10 protein-coding genes and 2 pseudogenes are annotated in these 20,730 nt (G+C 43.1%); 2 read left to right on the top strand and 10 right to left on the bottom strand.

Annotated elements, in window-relative coordinates:
* Positions 1-55 precede the first annotated feature (55 nt).
* Together ACFSVN_RS05070 and ACFSVN_RS05065 are read right to left on the bottom strand one after the other, a co-directional pair.
* Positions 56-9,088, bottom strand: a complete 9,033-nt coding sequence (locus ACFSVN_RS05070; protein ID WP_390299550.1) for a BspA family leucine-rich repeat surface protein — start codon at positions 9,086-9,088, stop codon at positions 56-58.
* Positions 9,089-9,141: 53 nt separating this feature from the next.
* Positions 9,142-9,774, bottom strand: coding sequence for a phage tail protein (locus ACFSVN_RS05065; RefSeq protein WP_390299547.1), 633 nt, complete (start codon positions 9,772-9,774; stop codon positions 9,142-9,144).
* Positions 9,775-10,048: 274 nt separating this feature from the next.
* Between ACFSVN_RS05065 and ACFSVN_RS05060 the strand changes: the two genes are divergently transcribed.
* A complete protein-coding gene (locus ACFSVN_RS05060; RefSeq protein ID WP_390299544.1) occupies positions 10,049-11,245 on the top strand; it encodes a helix-turn-helix domain-containing protein in 1,197 nt (398 codons plus the stop codon).
* 16 nt (positions 11,246-11,261) lie between these two features.
* On the opposite strand, the gene ACFSVN_RS05055 is transcribed toward ACFSVN_RS05060, so the two are convergent.
* From ACFSVN_RS05055 to ACFSVN_RS05045, 3 genes are all read right to left on the bottom strand, one after another.
* Positions 11,262-11,477, bottom strand: a complete 216-nt coding sequence (locus tag ACFSVN_RS05055) for a nitric oxide synthase oxygenase (protein WP_390299541.1) — start codon at positions 11,475-11,477, stop codon at positions 11,262-11,264.
* A 396-nt stretch (positions 11,478-11,873) separates the two neighbouring features.
* A complete protein-coding gene (locus tag ACFSVN_RS05050; RefSeq protein ID WP_390299538.1) occupies positions 11,874-12,497 on the bottom strand; it encodes a hypothetical protein in 624 nt (207 codons plus the stop codon).
* A gap of 12 nt (positions 12,498-12,509) precedes the next feature.
* Positions 12,510-12,917 (bottom strand): PspC domain-containing protein, encoded by a 408-nt coding sequence (locus ACFSVN_RS05045; protein ID WP_390299535.1) that lies wholly within the window; start codon positions 12,915-12,917, stop codon positions 12,510-12,512.
* Between the two features lie 375 nt (positions 12,918-13,292).
* On the opposite strand from ACFSVN_RS05045, the gene ACFSVN_RS05040 reads away from it, so the two are divergent.
* Positions 13,293-13,691, top strand: a complete 399-nt coding sequence (locus ACFSVN_RS05040; RefSeq protein ID WP_390299532.1) for a transposase — start codon at positions 13,293-13,295, stop codon at positions 13,689-13,691.
* On the opposite strand, the pseudogene ACFSVN_RS05035 reads toward ACFSVN_RS05040, so the two are convergent.
* The 5 genes and pseudogenes from ACFSVN_RS05035 to ACFSVN_RS05015 form a co-directional block, all read right to left on the bottom strand.
* Positions 13,664-13,920 (bottom strand): annotated as a pseudogene (locus tag ACFSVN_RS05035) (transposase); the annotation flags it as partial. The gene ACFSVN_RS05040 and the pseudogene ACFSVN_RS05035 sit on opposite strands and share 28 nt — an antisense overlap.
* A 134-nt stretch (positions 13,921-14,054) precedes the next feature.
* Entirely contained in the window at positions 14,055-14,663 is a 609-nt protein-coding gene (locus tag ACFSVN_RS05030) for a LuxR C-terminal-related transcriptional regulator (RefSeq protein WP_390299529.1), read from the bottom strand.
* 2 nt (positions 14,664-14,665) lie between these two features.
* Positions 14,666-17,629: a two-component regulator propeller domain-containing protein gene (locus ACFSVN_RS05025; RefSeq protein WP_390299526.1), complete on the bottom strand. Its 2,964-nt coding sequence runs from the start codon at positions 17,627-17,629 to the stop codon at positions 14,666-14,668.
* Positions 17,630-17,671: 42 nt separating this feature from the next.
* Positions 17,672-19,837, bottom strand: coding sequence for a PorV/PorQ family protein (locus ACFSVN_RS05020; protein ID WP_390299523.1), 2,166 nt, complete (start codon positions 19,835-19,837; stop codon positions 17,672-17,674).
* Positions 19,838-19,845: 8 nt separating this feature from the next.
* A pseudogene (locus ACFSVN_RS05015) lies at positions 19,846-20,730 on the bottom strand (hypothetical protein); the annotation flags it as partial.

Here is a 20,730-nt window from a genome sequence, read left to right as displayed (position 1 = left end):
TTCTACATACATTTGCTTGTCCTGTTTATATCGGGTTCTTGCTTTGTTGTCTGTTCTACTTAACCAGGGTCATGCGCCCGGTTTTAACCGTCCCGCCGGTTTGCATGCGGTATAGGTACACCCCGCTGGCTAAACGGCCGGCATCAAACTGGAAGGTGTAATACCCGGCCGGCTGCTCCTCATCCACCAGCACCTGCACCCGCCGGCCAAGCACATCATATACCTCTAAGCGCACATGCTGCCGTTCGGGTATCGAATACTGGATGTTCGTAACCGGATTAAACGGGTTCGGGTAGTTATCCCTGAGCTCTATCTGCGTCGGGATCATCTGCTCCTGCATATCCAGCAAGGCCTCCTCCTGCCCCACATACACCTGGTACTCGCTGGCCGGCTCGGTCAGCGTTAGCCGCTCCGCAGCCCCGGGGCGCACCAGCCACGTCACATCGCTGACGGTATTCTTCAGCAGCACCGCCATCCCCCTCAGCGATTCCGGAACCTCCACCGATACCCGGTAGCTCTGGCCAACCGGGCCTTTAAAGACCACCGTTTCAGAGGTAATGGCGCCCGGATCCTCCAGGGTTAGACCCGCCCAGCCACCGCGCCTGAGCCCCTCATCCTTGACCATCAGGGCATGCTCGGCCAGCTCAATAGACGGGTGCCGTTTAAGCTGCCCCGCACCATTCCCTGCTGCCATCACAATATCTACCTTCATGGCCGCATCGGCATCCACCGCCTGCGCTTTCAGCCGCATACTTCGGCTACTTACAGTGGCCTTACGTTTGGCCTGCGCTTGACCCTGTGCCCGCAGCGCGCGCTTACTTTTCTGACGCCCCGGCGGGCTATACGGTATCAGCAGGCTGTCGTGGGGTGCCTCCGGATCATTGTACACATAATACCCGGATAGCGGCTCCAACTCCTCCGAAGCCGCATAACTTCCATTGTAGCCCCAAAGGGCCTCCTCCAAACCGTTAAGCTGCTGCACCTCGCCCCAGCTAACCGGGTGCGTGAACGGGTTGGCGATCAGGTTCCAGCCTGAGTGCAACCCAATCGCATAGGCATCTCTGGCGTTAAGGGGCACACTTTCTGAGGTCCGCGTAATGGGCACATCTTCCCGGCTTAAGGCCCAATAGGCCTTCCCCGGCTCCAATCCATACGGATTGGTCTGCGCATTGTATTCCTCAAAATAGTTCGCATCCTCCCCGTTATCCCACACAAGGCGCCACTGCGTGCCATATTCCCCCTCAAATAACTGCTTCGGATCTACCGACCCCGACCCCGGCAGCGAGATCAGCCGGTAATCGCTGGCAGTAACCCCATCAAAACCAATGGTATATCCATTGATCGCTACCGGATCAGGCGCAGAACGCGTCGTAAACGCCCCCTCTGCCCACCCGCTGGTGGTTCCCTCGGTTTCTACACGTACCCGCCAGGTGTACCCCATCGCCTCCTCCAGGCCCGTTACCCAATACCTGGGCTGCCCTAAAAGCGTATCGACCAGCGCCTGCTGGAAACCCGCCGGGCCCGCCAGCTGCACCCGCCACGGGCCGCCGCCAGCCTCCCCGCTCCACTCCAGCTGCGGGGCAATACTCACCCCCGCCGCATTGGCCGCCGGAAAGAGCAGTGCCGGGGCCGCAGCCTCGCTGACAAACTCAAACGCCTCGCTCCACCCCGTCCACCCGGCCTGGTTGCCCGCTCGCACCCGCCAGCTGTAGGAAACTCCATAGTCCAGGGAGTCCGCCAGGGTGTAGGTGTCTCTTTCAAGCGAATCGATATCAACCACGAGCTCATCGGCGCCGGAAACCTGCAGGTGATACCGCTCGGCTCCCTCCGATGGGCTCCACTGGAAGCTGGCCAGCACCTCAATACTTCCTGCCCCGTCCTGCGGGCTTAGCAGCGTAACCGCCTCCGGCACCAGCTGCTCAGTGGCAAAGCCCCAGCTTACTTCTGCCCCGGGGATCCCGTCCAGGTTGGCCACGGCCCCGGCCGGCACCGTCACCCGGTAGGCCGCCCCGCCGGCCAGCCCGCCATGGCTGAGGGTCAACCCCGAATCGGCCACGGCCGCGCTCACTCCGGTCACTGCAGCTCCAGAGGCGTCACTCAGCACAACCCCCGTCAGGTCCACCGCCTCCACCGGCTGGTCGTAGCTCACCCGGATCTGCGCGTCCACCGCCACCTGCTCCGCCCCATCGGCCGGCGTGGTCGCCAGCACCACGGGCGCCGGGCTTAGCGCTTCCAGGCCCGGAATGGGGTTTACTGCCGGCTCTGCGCCCGGCTCGTCATAGGCAAAACCGCGCAAGTAGGGGTAGGACACATAGTCGCTTCCAGGCTCCATGATCTGCCATACCTGTTCAACATCCCAGGCTTGTTCTCCCAGGCCGGTGGTAAAGGTCGCCAGGGTGTTGAGCTCGGTCGTGGTTTTGCCGGTGCCATCGGCACTACTCTGCTGCCCTGAGGTTTGCGTGTCCCAGAAACTGCCTATCGCTAATGGGTTGGTGGAATACCCCATTAATCCACCAACGTTGCTATCTCCTTCTACGGCCCCCGCAGCATATGCATTTACAACTGTTACATCATTCAACCCGACCAGCCCGCCTACATAGCTATCTCCGGACACATCTACCAGACTGTACACATTTCCCATATACCCATAAAGCTCTCCCGCCAGGCCGCCAACATTTGCTTCGCCTGATACAGCCCCAGTTGCATAGGACGTTGTTAGCGGGCCGCTAAGACTACCTGCAATACTTCCCACCTTATCTGCCCCGGTAATATCAACATTTACCAGCCCCAGATCTTCGATCGTTCCAAAACCCGTGGCCCCAAATAGCCCTACAAAATCAGTGGCAGAACGCTGGATATGCAGCCCGGCTATGGTATGGCCGCCACCGTTAAAGGCGCCCGTAAATTCTGTGCCTTTGGTGCCAATCGGCTCCCAGCCCTTCCCGTCATTGGCCAGGGTCTCGCCGTCTTTCACGTAGGTCGCGTAGCCTTCAGTCGTCTCATCCAGGTCGTTGTTCAGTACAAAGTGAGCATCCAGGTTTTCACGAACGTTATGCAGGTGCTCCCAGGTTTCGATCTGATAGGGATCGGCCTCGGTGCCGGTGCCGCCGGCGTATAGTATTGAAGAAGCCACTGGACAGCTACCCCACACTGGTTTATAGGCGTTATCCCATGCAGCCGCATCTGCAGAAAAATATTGGGGTTCTTTGTTAAACTGCTCTACACACCACCCACTTAGATCTTGGTTAAAGTTTTCTGCGATAGCAAACATTACGTTCATATCGGTTACAGAACTCACATCCCAACTTCCTATATCCTGGTTAAAGGCTGTGGCCGCAAGAAACATGTCAGACATATCTGTCACCGAACTCACATCCCAACTGCCTATATCCTGGTTAAAGGCAGTAGCATCCGAAAACATTCCAGACATATCCGTCACCGAGCTCACATCCCAACTACTTATATCCTGATTGAAATTATTGTTTTCTTTAAACATCCAATGCATATTGGTAACAAAGCTTACTTTCTCCCCCCATTTGCCTATATCCTGGTTAAAAGAAGAAAAGGAAAACATCAGTGACATATCCTTCACTGAACTTACATTCCAGTTGCCTATATCATGGTTGAAGACTTTGGCAGATTGAAACATACCTGACATATCCGTCACCGAGCTTACATCCCAACTGCCTATGTCCTGGTTAAATGCAAAGGAGCTAAGAAACATGTCAGACATATCTGTCACCGAGGTTACATCCCAACTTCCTATATCCTGGTTAAAGGCTGTGGCCCCATAAAACATTGAACGCATATCGGTTACAGAACTCACATCCCAACTTCCTATATCCTGGTTAAATTCACTATTGCCACTAAACATTTCTGCCATATTCGTCACCGAGCTTACATCCCAGCTACTTATATCCTGATTAAAGTTACTATCTTTAAAAAGAGCGCTCATATCAGTGATCCCAGAAGTACAGGTTGTAGCTGCATTATCAACTGTTATATCAGTGGCAGCACGCTTAGTAAATGTCACTGCCGTCCCATTTATGCGTACTTCACCTGTGTTACCTATGCTCGCATTTTTGCATAGTACCGTCACTCCATTTTCTGCAAGAAGAAACAGTTTTAGCCCCGGAATGGGGTTTACCTCCGGTGTAGCCCCGGGCTCATCGTAACTCAGGGCCTGCAGATACGGGTATGATACACTATTGCCCTGTTCAATCGCCCATACTCCTGTGCCGTCTGTAAAATCCCAGCCGGCATCGGTGAAGGTGGAGAGGGTTTTAAGCACGGCTGTGGTTTTACCGGTGCCGCCATTTCCCGCACTGCTGGTTTGTCCTGAAACTTCTGTATCCCAAAATGAACCGATGATGTTACCTGGATCATTTAGTGCAATTCCTACAAGACCTCCGGTATCGCTGTTCCCGGTTACGCTAACTGATGCATAGACACGATTCAGCTCGGTATCATTGGCACCTACGGCACCGCCAACTTGACTATTACCGGTTACACTGCCTGTCACGTAGGCATCAATGATTCTACCCTCTGCCTCGCCCGCCCATTCATCAGTATTATAACCCACAAGCCCTCCAACTCCTTCATCTCCAGTCACGCTTACTCGAGCATAGGCTGCTTGTATGACCCCCTGTTCTTCATTAATACCTACAAGACCTCCGGTATAATATCCATCTTCTCCTTCTTCACCTGTGACCGACCCTGTAAAGCTAACATTTTGAATAAGGCTCCAGTTTGTGCCTACCAAGCCTCCAACATTTTCATTACCCGTTATAGAACCTTCTGATCTAATGTTCTCAATACGTGCTGTTTTTGTATAACTATATCCAGTAACAGAACCTACCAAAGCTTTCCCCGTTACATCTACATTGGAAAACTGAACATTGCTAATTGCACCTTTTAAAATTGAGAAAAACCCAATAAAATCTGTTTCAGGATCTTGGATAACTAACCCACTGATCTCGTGACCTCCCCCATCGAACACACCGGAAAATTGGTCACCAAAACCATTTCCAAGCCCAATCGGCTCCCACCCCTTGCCGTCATTGGCCAGGGTCTCGCCGTCTTTCACGTAGGTCGCGTAGCCGGCGGTATTCTCATCCAGGTCGTTGTTCAGCACAAAGTGAGCATCCAGGTTTTCACGCACGTTATGCAGGTGCTCCCAGGTTTCGATCTGGAAAGGATCCGCCTCGGTGCCGCTGCCGCCTGCGTAGGGCAACGCTTCCAGGCCCGGTAAGGTAGTGATCACAATCTCAGCTTCCGGCTCATCATACTCGAATGCCTGTAAGTAGGGGTAGGTCTTATATCCGCTTGTCGGATCCTTCATTTGCCATACATTATCAAAATCCCAGCTGGTTTCGGTAATGCCGTTATATGTATCTATGGATTTCATTTCGGCGGTGGTTTTACCGATACCGACATCGGTGTCCGAATCATACCCCTGCCCGGTTGTTTGCGTGTCGTAGAGACTGCCTTTAACCATAGCTTGGTTTAAATCAAACACTCCGCCGGCAAGTCCGCCTACCTCTGTGGGAGAATCGGCATTGGCTGTTACCTGCCCTGTTGCATAGGTTCTGGCTAAACTGGAATTGTCCAATAAACCTACCAAGCCACCTACTTTATCATTTGCTGTTACCGTACCGGTGGCATAAGCATCTAATATAGCCCCTTGATTGCTGGCAGCGACCCAACCCACCAAACCACCAGCTATGTCGTTTGCAGCTGTTACCGCAACATCTGCAAAAGACTTTTCTATGGTAGGTGTTTCGGTTTGACTGGTTTGAAAGGTAAGAATACCTACAAGACCGCCAGCTGAGCTATTGGCTTGTACAGTGCCCAATGCACCCACTCGTAATACAACGCCCGCGCTATTTCCTGCAATAATGCCTACACCATTGTTACCTGTAATGTCAGCATCTTTAACCAGAAGCTCTGTGATATTAGCCGTTTTCCCAAGTTCGGCAAACAGCCCCACGCCTGCACTTGCAGCAGGGCGGTTTATTTTTAGCCCGCTAATCGTAAATATGCCTTCGCTATGGCTACCATCCAGGGTGCCGGTTAATGACTCAATGGGCAGCCATCCTTTTCCGTCGTCCACCAGGCCATTTTCATCCTCAACATAGGTGGTATAGCCATTAGTTGCCGGGGTCAGATCATTCATCAGCTGGAAATGGGCTTCCGGGGCAAAGCGGATATTATGCAGGTGCTCCCAGGTTTCGATCTGGTAGGGATCTTCTAACGTACCACTACCACCCGCAAAGTATTCGACCAGCCCAGGGGCGGGCTCCTGCACCGCATTCTGCAGGTAGGGGGTGGAGACGGAAGCGCCTTCTTTTATAGCCCATACGGTATCAAAATCCCAGTTGGTAAAGGTACTCAAGGTTTTCATCTCGGCCGTTGTTTTCCCTTCCCCGGCGTCTGATATACCGACCTGTGAAAGATCAATATCCCAGTAGGCATTGGTTACTGTCCCCCCCCCAAATAAGGCTACAAAACCGCCATAAGTGGCACTTTTTCCGCCTTCCGGGGTAACAAAGCCTGTGCTATAGCTGTTATTGATTGTAGCAGAATTCATGCCTGCAAACCCGGCAACAACATCCCCTTTTACCGATGCTGTGGCATAGCTGTTTTCTATCGTACCTTCATTGGCCCCAACTAACCCACCAACATAAGTGGTACCAATGACCAGGCCTTGCACATATACTTCCTGGATACTTCCAAAATTAACGCCCGCTAAGCCACCAACCGAGGAATCGCCGCCAGCGCCATTGCTGCCATCGCTGATCTGTACAGAGACACCAAGACGTGCTACGTCTCCGGAAGACCCTATCCAGCCAAAAAGACCTATCTCATCCTGGGGACGGCGGTACATTTCCAGCGAACTAATGAGGAAGCCTCCTCCATTAAATTTTCCTTGAAATGGTGTATTTGAGTCCCCAATCGGCTCCCACCCCTTGCCGTCATTGGCCAGGGTTTCGCCGTCTTTGACGTAGGTGGCATAGCCCGCTGTGTTCTCATCCAAATCGTTATTCAGCACAAAGTGGGCATCGAGGTTTTGGCGCACATTGTGCAAATGCTCCCAAGTTTCGATCTGGTAGGGATCGGCTTCGGTGCCGCTGCCGCCGGCGTACGGTAATTTACTTAAGCCCGGAATAGGATTGACGGCCGGGTTGGCTTCCGGGGCATCATATGTTAAGCCAGATAAATAAGGATACGAGATATAGCCGCTGCCTGGTTCTTTGATCGTCCAGATATCGTCCGTTCCATTGGCCGTCTCACCGGTAAAATCCCAGCCGGCATCGGTGAAGGTGGAGAGGGTTTTAAGCTCGGCTGTGGTTTTACCGGTGGCTCCGAAGTTATCATTACCGGCACTCCCAACACCACTGGTTTCCACATCCCAGAACGCTGTGTTCCCGCTTAAATCGGAGGTGTTTGTGTTTAGTTTTCCGCCAATTAAACCACCAATATTCTCATTTGCAGAAACTTCGGCTGTGGCATACACATTAGAAATGTCTGAATCTCTTATTAAACCGATAAGCCCCCCCACATTTTTATTACCGCTTACTACCCCCTGGGCATAGGCATTACTTACTTTTGCACTGTTGTCACCAATAAGACCACCAACATTATCACCGGTAGCTTCCACATTGGTATTTGCATAACTATTATTGATCTCTCCATTTCCAGCATATCCTATCAAACCTCCTACCACAGTTCCTCCAGAGATTTTGCCTGTCACATAAGTATCGGCAACTAAACTATTATCAGATACATATCCAACAAGACCACCCGTTCTGTCTTCTCCTTTTATATCAACATTCAGCAGGCCTACATTTTTAATATCCCCACCATTTAAAACCCCAAACAACCCGATATAAAGTGCATTCTCACGGTTAATGTACAGTCTTGATATAGTGTGATTTTCGCCACTATATGAGCCAGTAAAGCTATCATCACCTGTACCTATAGGTGTAAACCCTTTCTGATCCTCAGCATCCCAATCAGCGGTACCATCCCCGTCCCAATCTAATTGTGTAGAGTCGCTGTTGAATACAATGTCTGCGGTTTGAATAAAATGTTTATCCCAATCTGCGGGGGTATTGGAAAGGTCAATTAAATCTTGTTGAGTTGCGATCTTGTAAGGATCAGCCTCGGTACCGCTGCCTCCTGAATATGCCGGTGCTGCATTTTGACCTGAGAGGTTATACGTTGATATACCGGATACGGATGGGGCACTGGAAGAAACATTGGTCACAGTACCGCTGTTTAGATCCAGCTGATTCAAGGTACCGGTTAAATAATCAGACCAGAGTAACCGTTCAGCCTCTGGATCGAATTGCAGAGCCCAGGGGCTTGCCTCTTCGCTCATTGCATGTACTGTTTGAATATTGCTATCCACGCCGGTTGTACTGGCACTGTAGATCTTGTCATCTTCAAAATCTCCCCAAAAGATCTTATCGCTGGCTAAATCGAGCGTAATACCAGATACCTGTTTCACCTCAGAGATCACCGTTTCAACCGTCGTTCCATCGTAACTGGCCCGCTTGATATGTTTGGCATCCAGGGCATTATCTACCCAGTAGATGTAGCTGTTTACAGAATCTAACGCGATGTGATAGGGGGAGGTTATATTGGTTGTAACTATATCCTCAATCACTGCATTTTCACTTCCAAGATCTAAACCACGAATGGCCGGGGTACTGCTTCCAGCCTCTGCCCAAAATAACTTGTTGCTGCCGGCATCTACGGCAACCCCCCTGGGCACATCAAGTTCGGTTAGTACGGTTTCTGAGTTCGTTCCATCTGTATCAGCCCTCCTGATCGATCCTTCGGTGACATTACTCCAGTAGATCTTATTTTCACCAGGGTCAGCAGATATACCCCAGGGGCTAACGGCCCCATCTACATTTAGATCTGCTATGCCTTCATCAGATAACACCTGAACAGCATTCTGGCTGTTACTGCTTATTAAAAATGTTTGTGCATATGCTTGCCCGCTTGCCATTATAAGGAAGCTTATGAACATATACCCGAGTGCAGATCTATTTAACACCTGCCAGATTGATGAAATCATATTGTTATTTAAGTGTATTTATTGATTATTAATTTTTTATACCCGTATGCCAATTATGGAGTCGGTGGGTACAGGCCGGTTACGGCTATACAGTAGTTTAGACTTAGGTAAGGTTGCATGTTATTAACTGCTTGCCCGCTTCCCGTTGCTGATATCGCTTGATTTCCCATGGTATTATCAGATGTTTCAGCATAATGCAAAATACCATCGCGGTTTGCCGCAGGCAGGTTTCCTGCAGCCTCGTAAGAAGTACCCGGATTACCGGACACATTTAAACTATGACTGTGGCTTGGAAGTTGAGCCTCATTAAGCGTATTTGTCTCTGTACCTCCCTGTGCACCCAGCAGGTAATTACTCCCCCCTGGCATTTGTCCGGTTCCAATAGGTACCCGTCCACGTAAGTCGGGTAGCCTAAAGGTAGTTCGGCCATCTCCACCATAAATAGTATCCAGAAGACTGTAAAGGGTATCGTACTCACTTATTGAAAGTAAACGCCCGTCGCAAGGCATCCAGCCATTTGGTGCAAAATTAAACGCGAAAAGTGCCACAGTGCCGATATATGGTTCTGTTGCCAGGCTATTTGCTGGCAAGTCGTCAACATTAGCAGCCTGAGAATTGTCTGTAAATAACCAACCTAAAGATAAACCGGCAGCAATGGTTTTTAGAAATTTTTTTCTTGATTTCATGGGGACAAAGATGTCAGTTTTATTAAAAATTTAATTGCAAAAGATGCCCTGAATTTCATGCTAAGGGTTGTACAATTAATTTCCTCTAAGAATGGTCTGTTTCAGCACCATATGGAGGTTTCTGGAACTGAGTTTATTCAGGTTTAGTTTAGTTTTTATAATATCAATTTTCTACTAATAAACATCTCTATTACCCTATTTTAGGTGTCAAGAATTCAGTATTATTGACACATAAAGATATTATACAGCAGAAGTCTTAGCTTTGAACAATCCATTGTCTATTTTTTTTACCGTTTTACACCTTAGCGTCATCGCGTTGTCATTGGTGCTTATTATTCGGATTTTGGTGCGAAAAGACCGGCAGGTGTTTTCGAACCGCTTGCTTATAACTTTTTTCGGGATCAACATTGCAGCGCTGGCTTTATATCTGTTGGTTTTCACCGGACTTATTGAAAATCTATGGTATCTATACAGAACCACTTTACCCCTTTCTTTAATTAGCCCGGCTATTGGTTACCTATATATCAGGTCTGTATTAAATGATGAAAATGCGCTTCACAAGAGTGATATTTGGCACAGTGTGCCTTTTTTGTTGGGTTTTTTACAATACGCTCCCTTCTATTTTTCATCTGCAACGTTTAAAAAACAGGTGGTAAAACAGCTTTTAAGTGATAATACGCTTGAATATACTACTAACGTTGGAATGGTAGATGAGGCTACATTCTCAGTAGTGAGAGCCCTTATCAGTCTTACCTATTCATTATTGATTATTCACTTATTGCGCAAACATAAGGTTTATGTCTTGTATAAAAATGTAAATAGCAAGGGTTTTAAACAGCGCATTTACAAGTGGATTTTACTCTTCGGTGTTACTTTATCCGTAAACCTCATTAGTTTTTCCAGCTTCGTACTAACAAATCTATTCCCGGTTTTACAGCCTTCAGCCTTAGTGAGTGGACTGATCGAATTTCTCATCGTTACGTTATTCAACGGCACACTCATTTTTTATACAGCCTACCTTCTTGTTTTTCCGGAAACTTTGATAGGGCTTTACAATTATCAACGTAAAGCCCAACAAAATAATGATGCGAAAGAGAATGAGAATAGAAATGAGTTTGAGGAAGAAATAAATGCTTTAAAAGAAGCACTTGAAAAGGATAACGTATATCTAACCAATTCATTAAAATTAAATGACCTTGCCACTGAGCTTAACATTCCTGCCAGAAAGTTATCCTACCTTATCAATGAACATTTCGGCATGAACTTTAACGAACTGATCAATGAATACCGGATAAAGGATGCAATTTCTAAAATTGAAGAAGGGTACTTTGAAACCTATACAGTAAGTGCCCTGCTTAAAGATATTGGGTTTTCAAACAAAACTACGTTTTATAAATTGTTTAAGGATAAGACAGGCTCTACCCCTACTGAATATGCAAAAAAGTGTAAAAAGCAAGATAATACTTATTGAATAGTTGATATCTAATTTAATTCGAATTCAGATGGTAAGGACACTCCTTTAATTTTTTACCAGCGGTTTTCTTCCACTTCTTTTCCTGATAATAAAAGTTTGGGTCTAACACCTCATCCTGCCATTGCTTATGGAATACTTCCATGGTTGATGCGCTCATAGGAGGTACAATCCAGGACCAGTCGGCCATTACTTCACGGCCGGCCTCTTTTTCTCTGGTACAAAATTTCATGAACTACCTGGATGCCGTATGATGGTCGGTTATCATGACCCCTGCTTTTTTAAACGAATACAGCACAGCATGGCAGCCAGGTGGCGGACATCCGATCAACGCGTAAACACTTTGTTTACATAGGTGCTTATCTAAAATTAGGTGCCAACGAATTTAACAGAATAACGACATTGACAACCTATGTAAGTAAAACATCCAGACAAATTAATTCGGTGAGTAACAGTTAAAGAAATGCAAAGAGGCAGTACAACTTCCTCAAAATTCAGACAAAACATAGACGAAATTTTGGAAAAAAGACATCAACCATTTTTCCTTTATCAATTGTGGATATTACCTAAAAAAAATAGCCTAATCAAAGGCTATTTTCCTATTAGGGGGTATACAATATTCATAATTTTATGGTTTTCTTTTTTGTTTTGTATATGACCTTACTGGTCTGACAAAATATTTTTTATTCGGACATTTTGGAATCCAGTTTTCCATGTTTTTGAAAGGCTTGCCGTTAGGGTAGTATGTAGTCTCCAAGCCGACCCAATAAACTAAAAACATGGGGACTGGACCATTTTCTGTACATCTGTGGTCTTTATAGTTTGCAGACTCATTTATCCAGTAGGGCCTAGCACCACCTCCTAATCCTACATCAATATCCAAATCTATTAATTTAATCATTTTCAAAAACTCATCAGCACTTGGTAGTCTCCAATCAGTGTAGCCGTTTAGATCAAATTGATTGATTATGACTCCATTATCGTGATATAATCGTTGCCGTAAATCAAATTGATATGCTTCAGTATACTCGTAATTTGTTTTTGTATTTACAATCTGAAATATTATTCCTCCACTATCTCCTATATCACCAATCTCTTTTTTATTAGCGTATGAAGTACTTGAATCTTGATATGTTTCCGTAACCTCATGAAAAGATTTACTTGAATTATCATCAATCTGTCCTGATACGGAATTTGCTGAAAGAATAATGGGAATAAATACCAAATTGAACTTATGCAGGATGTTACTCATAAAAATGTACCATTACCTTATATTTTTCGTCGGAAGAGCTGGGAGAAATACAGAAAGTATGTATGTTAGTACAAGTATAGTGCCATAATAACCGAACAGGAACGTTAATAAAAAAGCCGTTAATCTGAGCACAGTTCTATTTGTTCCATACTTATGCGCTATCCCTGCCATAATTCCAAAGATTAGATTTTCATCTGTACTTCTGTAAATGCGACGATATTGGGGGGATATATCAAGTCGACTAAGAGATTTTAGTTCTATGGTAAGATTGTGGCCGCAGATATAGCAGAGTACTTCTCGATAACTTGTAGCTTTTCCACACCCAGGACAGTAGCTCTTACCCATAAGGATATGGTTATCGCACTTTGAACAAATCGTATTATCATCTTTGACTTCTTTACTACAAGTTCTACAATACATGAAGTTTTACAATACATTCCATTTTTAGTATTGAATAGTATATGTATCGCATATACATTAAAAAACACATGAAGATGTGTATTTTTTGATAATTCTAACGGGTTCCTAAAGTACTTTTGGGACTATTGTGGGTACTTACCAGAAAAGTGTGTCTGTTGGTAAAATATAAAAAAGTCTTCTCGTATAGATTTGGCGGCGACCAAACCAACCAGGAACCAAAAACACAAGAAGACCAATGATTGTCTCAAAAGTACTACTCAATGATCTAATTAGGTACTTGCCAGAAAAGTGTGTCTGTAGGTAGAATAAAAAAGTCTTCTTGTGTAGGTTTGGCAGCGTCCAAACCAACCAAGAACCCAAAACACAAGAAGACCAATGATTATCTCAAAAGTACTACTCAATGATCTAATTACCAACCATATCAAGCAGGATAACGGGCTCAACGAAGTATTAGAGTTTACCCTTAATGCGATGATGAAACATGAGCGGGCATTGCATTTGGAGTCTGCTGAAGGCAATAAAAGCAATGGCTACCGCCCGGGCCGGGTCTATGGCCACGGAAAGCTTTTGGAACTGCGTATTCCCCGAGATCGCAATGGAGAATTCTATCCTAAAGTGTTGACGTTGCTACGCAGCCAGCAAGCCGAGACCGATAAGCTTGTTAGTGCCTTATACGGACAAGGGCTGACTCAAAGACAGGCTGGTGAGCTGTTTGAAAACTTGCTTGCATGGTCGCCATTACAGCTTTTTTGCATCACGTCTTTCAGGGCATGATGGACTAAGCTTAAATCAGTATACATACGCTTCAGACGGCGTTTTTCGGCTTCCAGTTCTTTCAGTCGGGTAAGCTCACTGACACCCATACCTCCGTATTTGGCTTTCCAGTTATAAAGGTGGCTGGGCTAATTCCGTGTTCACGAACCAGATCGGCTACTTTGCATCCCTGTTCATGCTGGAAGAGAATAGAGATAATTTGGGATTCGGTAAATCGAGATTTTTTCATAGAACAAAAGTAAGAGTTTTTGCACTTTAGACCGGACGAATTTTAAGGAAGCTGACAAAGGCAAAAATTCAAAAAAACGGAGCATTTTGTCTAATTATGGTATCGCTTTTTAGCAATTAAAAGCTATATATAGACTAACGTGACTTAGTCAATTTTATAAGTTCATACTTTGAATTAATCTGTAGCTTACCATAAATATTTTTTATATGCATTCTAACTGTATTAATACTAATGTTCAGTTCATCTGCAATGTCTTTGTAAGACTTTGCTTCTACAATTTTATCAGTAATTTGATTCTCTCTATCTGTTAGACTATTAAACTGATTTTTTTTCGTTTGAAAATAATTAACAATTTTATATGCTACATTCGGTGTAAGATAAGCTCCACCATTTAATATTGATCTAAATACTTTTGTGTAATCTATATTTGAACTCTGTTTATCAATATAGCCAACTGCACCAGACCTAATAGATTGAAAAATTGTCTCAGAATTATTTTTTATTGTATGCATAATGATTAGTGCGTCAGGATCATACTCAAGAAGAATAGGAATTGCATTTAAACCATTCATTTCTGGCATCAATATATCCAAAAGAATGATAGGAGCTTTTTTCCCCGAATTAAGATATGTCAATGGTCCTTCATAAATATCTATAGAGCTTAAAAACTCTATGTTATTTAATTTATTTTTTATCAACTCAGCTATTTCTATATCATCTTCTATAAGCGCAACTTGGTACATCTCTATGATCTTTGAAAACTCATTATAACCTTTAAGCCATGCCCACTTTTGTTAATGCCAAAAGTGATTTTCCCATTATGTTTTTTTAGCCTTTTTTTTAGATTGCGAAGCCCATAACCTTCAGAAAATTTAATGTCTTTAACATTACTTATATGCCCATCATCTTGGTACTCAATGTTTAATTTATCCCTCATAATCTCTAAATTAAGATAAGTATTAAAACCTTTTGAATGTTTTTTTGTATTGTTTACTAATTCAAAAATTGCAAGTTTGATATCTCTAACTAACTCACTACTTACCTTATCACTATTACTTTCTGTGTTTCGAAACAAAGTATGATTTTTTATGTCTGTACCAGCAAAATGTTTATATATAAGGTCATGAATTTCCGACTTAAGTTCATCGTAACTGTAACTGCGACGTGTTACTGATTCTATATATAAACGAAGGGCAAAATTAGACTCCTCCAAATTTTTTTTTATACGCTTATGTATCTTATTACCATCTTCCAAATATTCTTGTACAAGTATACTTGTTCTAGTTAGTGATGTACCTACTACATCATGTAAATCAATTGCTATAGCCTCTTTAATTTTATTTTCGTTTTGTGATTTAACTAACATAGTATAAATCAGCATAATCATCAAAGCCATTAATATGATTATTATTCCGCCATAAAATTCTTTTTTATAATAAAATGGGACATAGGCAACTAGTGTAATTACAATCTCTTTTTTCATTAACTCCCCTACTGGATTATAACCTCGTATTCTCAACTTGTAGGTACCGCTTATTAAACCGTTTAACATTAAAATTTTATCAGGCTTTAATGCCAACCAATCTTTATCATCTATTTTATACTCTAATCGATAATTTTGCGAATTCACGATGTCAAGTACTGAAAAGTGTAGCTGAATTAGCTCAGAGTGAGCATCAAATTTTACCCGTATTTGATCATTATAATTACCCGGAACTTCAATTTTGGTTTTTCCTAATTGTCTACGTGTAATTTTAGTAAGATTTATACTATTATTAAATAAAGTACTGTCTAAAAAAGTTGGGTCAATAATATCATATCCATTTAACCCACCAAAAACTAACTTTCCAGTTCGGGTTTTTGCTGCGGATTTTAGATTATATTCTTGATTTATTAACCCATGACTTTTATTCAGAGAGTAGGTTTGTTCAATATTTTTAGCACTTATTATTAGCCCGTCATACGTAGATATCCACAATCTACCGTCGTTATCAAATAACATGGCCACTACTTTACTGTTCATTGTAGAGTCAAGATGTGAAATGAATTTCTGATGTTCATTATCAATTACATCTACGCCATTATTTCCACCAATAAAAATAGTGTTGCCATTATCACTTTGTAGTAAATTTGTAGTAGTCGTATTTTTCAGACGAATTTTTGATTCCTCGCGCGATGAATAAAATCCAATTTCTTTATTCAGTTCATTATCAAGCAGATGTACTCCTTCTTCAGAGGCTAACCAAATACCCCTTGCTTGTTTGTCTACAAGAATATCAAGTATTTTTGTATCTGAATTGATATAATCAGATAATTTCGTAAGATCAATTACATCAATAGATTTAAAATCATCAGTAATAATACTTACCATACCTTCAGATCCTGCAATTAGAGTGTTTTTATCAATTTTTGCGATACTATAAAAAAAACTATTTACCGTATGCTCACTATAAATACGATCTATAATTTTACCTGATAGATCTAATTTTATAATCCCATTGCCCTCGGAAGTAGCAAAGATGTAGTCTTTAGATTTTAAAGCATCGAAAAAAAGAAACTCTGAATTTGGCTCTACAAGTTCCGGACCTTTTTTAGCTTTATATTTAATTACACTTGGGTAACCCAACAGAATTAATTCTTCATTCTTGGTTTCAATTATTGCTCTGCGAACCCTTGGACTATTTCCCTGTGCTAAATCACTGTCAATAATATTACTGAAATATGATGTTTTTTTTCTTAGTAAATATAATCCCTGATTTGTAGCAACCAAAAAATCACTATTATTAATCTTTAAAAACTCTCTTATATCTAATTGGGCTGGTAAATTAAACCATTTTGTATTTTTTTCATCTAGACTTTTATAACTAACATATATTTTATTATCACAAGTATAATTGAATAACTTGTAGCTTGCATAATTTCTTTGTGGTTGCCCTAAACGTAGATATTTATCATGCTCAGAGCATGGTTGTTTATAACTCGGTTTTGTTAAATCATTAGTTATTTTAGACACGAGCGTTTCTCTAACATAAAATAAGGCATCATCTGTTCTTAAGAATTGTTCTTTATATCCATATGGGACTGGATATTTGAATCGAACTGATAGATTTTGCAGCTCTTTAAAATTTTCATCTAACCTAAGTAATCCTGTATCTTTTAATGCAATAAACAAGCCGTCAGAAAAATGCTCTAATATACCAAAAGATGATTTAGGTAATGTAGTTTCTCTTACTACTTCATCCCCCTTTAATTTTAAAAGTTTTGAAGATCTTTCTAAAATATAGAGATACGAGTTATCTTCATCTATAGTAAAATCATTAGTCTTTTCTCTGGTTAAATATTCAAAAATGGAGTCATTTAGATCATATGTTAGTAATCCTTCGTCTCGGTTAAGCAAATATAACTTGTTATTAAATTTTTTTACCTTATGTACGGTTGAGTTTTTAAAAAAATTTTCAGTAGTAGAAGCATTATAGTAAACAAAATGATCGCCATCGTATCTAATTAAACCACCATCAGTTGCCAACCAAACAAAGTTATTGTTATCTATTACTAAATCATTTATGTTTCTGAAATATCCATTATCTAGCGATTCAATTTTTTGTATATCATAAAAATCTATTCCAAATGGCTGTCCGTTTACAATAGCTACACAACCAACACATATTGATATAGTTGTCAATAGTATTAAGTGTATTTTTTTAATCATATCCTATATTGATGGTGTAAAATTTATGAGGTTTTTAACCTTTTATTTATCAGCAGATCCAGGAATCAACCAAAGTTGTTCATCATACTGATCAGATAGAATAGGATTAATGACCTCATTCCATACATTAGAATTTGGTTGCATAACAATTATTTTATGGGATGCTACACCAGCTCTTATAAGTTTTTCTTTTATAAATTCTGATCGAGCTTTTACTATTTCATTAATAAATTCCGATGAACTTGCACTGTAGTTTGCAAACCCTGCAATTCCAATGACTTGGGCTTGCCCTTTACGCAAATAGTTTTTGGCTTCCTCTAAAATACGATCAGTAACAGTATTTTCTTTTAATTTAAGCATATCAAAATAAAATTCGTTTCCTTTGTTTATTGGCGTAGCAAAATTTACAGTACTACTTTGTTCTTTATATCTTCCATAATCTGCTTCAAAATTCTTATAATCCTGTTCTTGTATTATATCAACCTTACGGTTCAGCCTCCCTCCGTTAAGAGTTTTATTACCTGCTAACGGTAAATTTGATGATTTTGCCTCGATCAAGAGCCGATCAGGGTCAATAATTCCGTACGATAATAATTCCAGGCAGACTGCCCTTGCCCTAGATTCAGACAACATTAGATTAACCATGTCTGAGCCTGTATTATCAGTATGCCCCACAATCCTAAGTGAAAGATCTGGTTCTTTTTGTAACCGTACGATCAATTTCGATAAGCGGTCCCGATGTATTTGTGTTAATTGAGAAGACATGACAGGAAACCCAACGATCTGAAATTTTTCTTGTCGATACTCGAAATCTTCATATTCCTGACTGAAATTTTGCATCGTAACCTGATCGCCTTTCATTCTTTCTGTTGTTACTGAATCTTTTAAAATGTCAAATGATCTATCAGGATTATTCTGAAATAGATTTACATCTGTAGTATCCGTTGCAATTACTTTAACATCTGTTACAGGTTGATCTTTAGTAGTTATGACAGTCTTTTTTAAATTTCTGACTTGTTTACTCACAGTTTTTGGTTTTTTGTACCCACCATCAAAATGTATTCTTAAAGAAACTCGAAGTGTACCGTCGAGAGGGTGATCAGATTCAACGGTTTTCAAATACGAAAGATCAAATTCTGTACTTAAATAACGTATCCCGGCACCCATTGTCATAAATCTTCGATCACCATTGTCTGGATGCTCTGAATAATACCCACTACGAATAGCAAATAAATTACGGAACCAGTATTCGGCACCCAAACCAATCGTAAACTGATCGAAGAACCCCAACTCCACGGTGTCCATACCATCAAAGCGTTTAATTGTGCCCCAACCCTTTATCAATGAACTTAAAGCTCCGGCACTAGTCCAACTCGTATCACTACCTGAAACCTCTCTATGCATTCTGGCAAGTAGCCGGCTTGTATCAAGGGATAAAATTAGCTGTTGGTCACCAGAAGCTCCTAATTCCCGTTGCATTGCAACCCCTACCCGAAATGTTTGAGGAAGCGGTGCTACACTTTTGCCGCCAAGGTAGGATAATCCTGAACCTACATGACTTAAAGAACTTCCTACCCGGAATTCACCACTTTGACCGAATATATTCATTTCACCACTACGCCATAAGGCACCAATATCGGCGGCTATGCTCCAGGCAGGATCTATTGCCTGCCCTATTACTGTTTGACCCGATCCGATAGATGAATAAATATATTTTACGCCTACACCTAAAGCCAAACGTCGGCTAACTTCACGACCATAACTCAATCCTGTTGACATTTGCTGATTCGAAAATGTTCCAAGCTCTGCATTAGATTCATCAGTAGCCATTTGTTCACCTAAATTTAAGTAGGTCATATACAGTGCCAATGAGCTTTTAGCCCCCATCTGATACGTTCCTGCAAATCTATTGTAGCGAACATCGTTAGTGATACCGGGTAACCAATTAGAATAGCTGAACCCAGCAGATACACCTTGCTGCCAGCCAAGTGATGCCGGATTATAATAACCACCGAAGCCTCCATCTAAAATAGTAACTCCTGCCCCGCCAATAGCTGAAACTCGGGCATCAGGTTCAATTTTTAGAAATTGAACAGCAGATTGTCCGTTTTGAGCCATAATTAGACAACACTTACCGTTTAAGCCGACAATTACTATAAAGAATAAAAAAATTTTAATCATCTTAATAAATAATAGTGATTTATACATATCATGATTTATTGATTAACAAGGGTCAGAGAAATCGTGCCTGTATGCGATGTTCCATCCTCACTCCTGGCTACCATTCGTACCCAGTAGACATCACTGGGGAGATCCCGGCCGTCAAATTCAATGCGGTGCCAGCCCGGTTGTAATCGCCCGTCGTATAACGTCTTTACCCGCCGGCCACTCACATCAAACACCTCCATGCGAACCTGACTCTCAGATTCTATATCCACCGGCACGGTTGTTACACCCCGAAACGGATTCGGGTAGTTCTGATTGATCTTAAAACCATTTGAATACGCCGTTATATCAAAAGGTATCACCCCTATGCCGGCGGCCGTTGCTTCAACCAGGTATTCTCCAGAGCGGTCGCCTACGGTAAATAGCACCTCGGCCTTACCCGCTGTATCGGTTGATACCGTAAAGCGGTCTGTACCCACTTCCTGCCGAGCTTCTTTAGCTTTACGGCTGCCGCTTGAATCCGCTCTAAAGGCCATACCGGAGGCACCGGAAGGGGCCATAACCAGCTCAAAGGTAACCTCGGTGTCTATAATCGGGTTCTCATAGCGGTCTATCAGGAATGCAGACAAACTAACCTCCGTGGTGTGTGGCTCAACCTTACCCTGTGCTGCTTCAATGGTGGTAATTTCACCACTATTGGCCTCGGCCACAGCCGTAGCGGTAAAGTCAACGGCCGGCAGTTCTCCTGCCTCAGCCCGCAGCGTTTGCTCCCCGGCTGTGGTACCCAGCGTCCACGCCGGGGAGACTGCTATGCCGTCCTTGTTGGTCACCATAACGGTGTCGGCAGCCCCGCCCGGAAACTCGCCTCCGCCCGCGGTAATACGGAATGTCACCTCGGCGCCCGCCACCGGGTTGGAATACAGGTCACTAACCAG

This window comes from Gracilimonas halophila (assembly GCF_042684365.1).
In the GTDB taxonomy this organism is placed as follows: Bacteria; Bacteroidota; Rhodothermia; order Balneolales; family Balneolaceae; genus Gracilimonas; species Gracilimonas halophila.
Note: the sequence above shows the minus strand (reverse complement) of the source record. Positions and strands in the feature narration are given on the sequence as shown.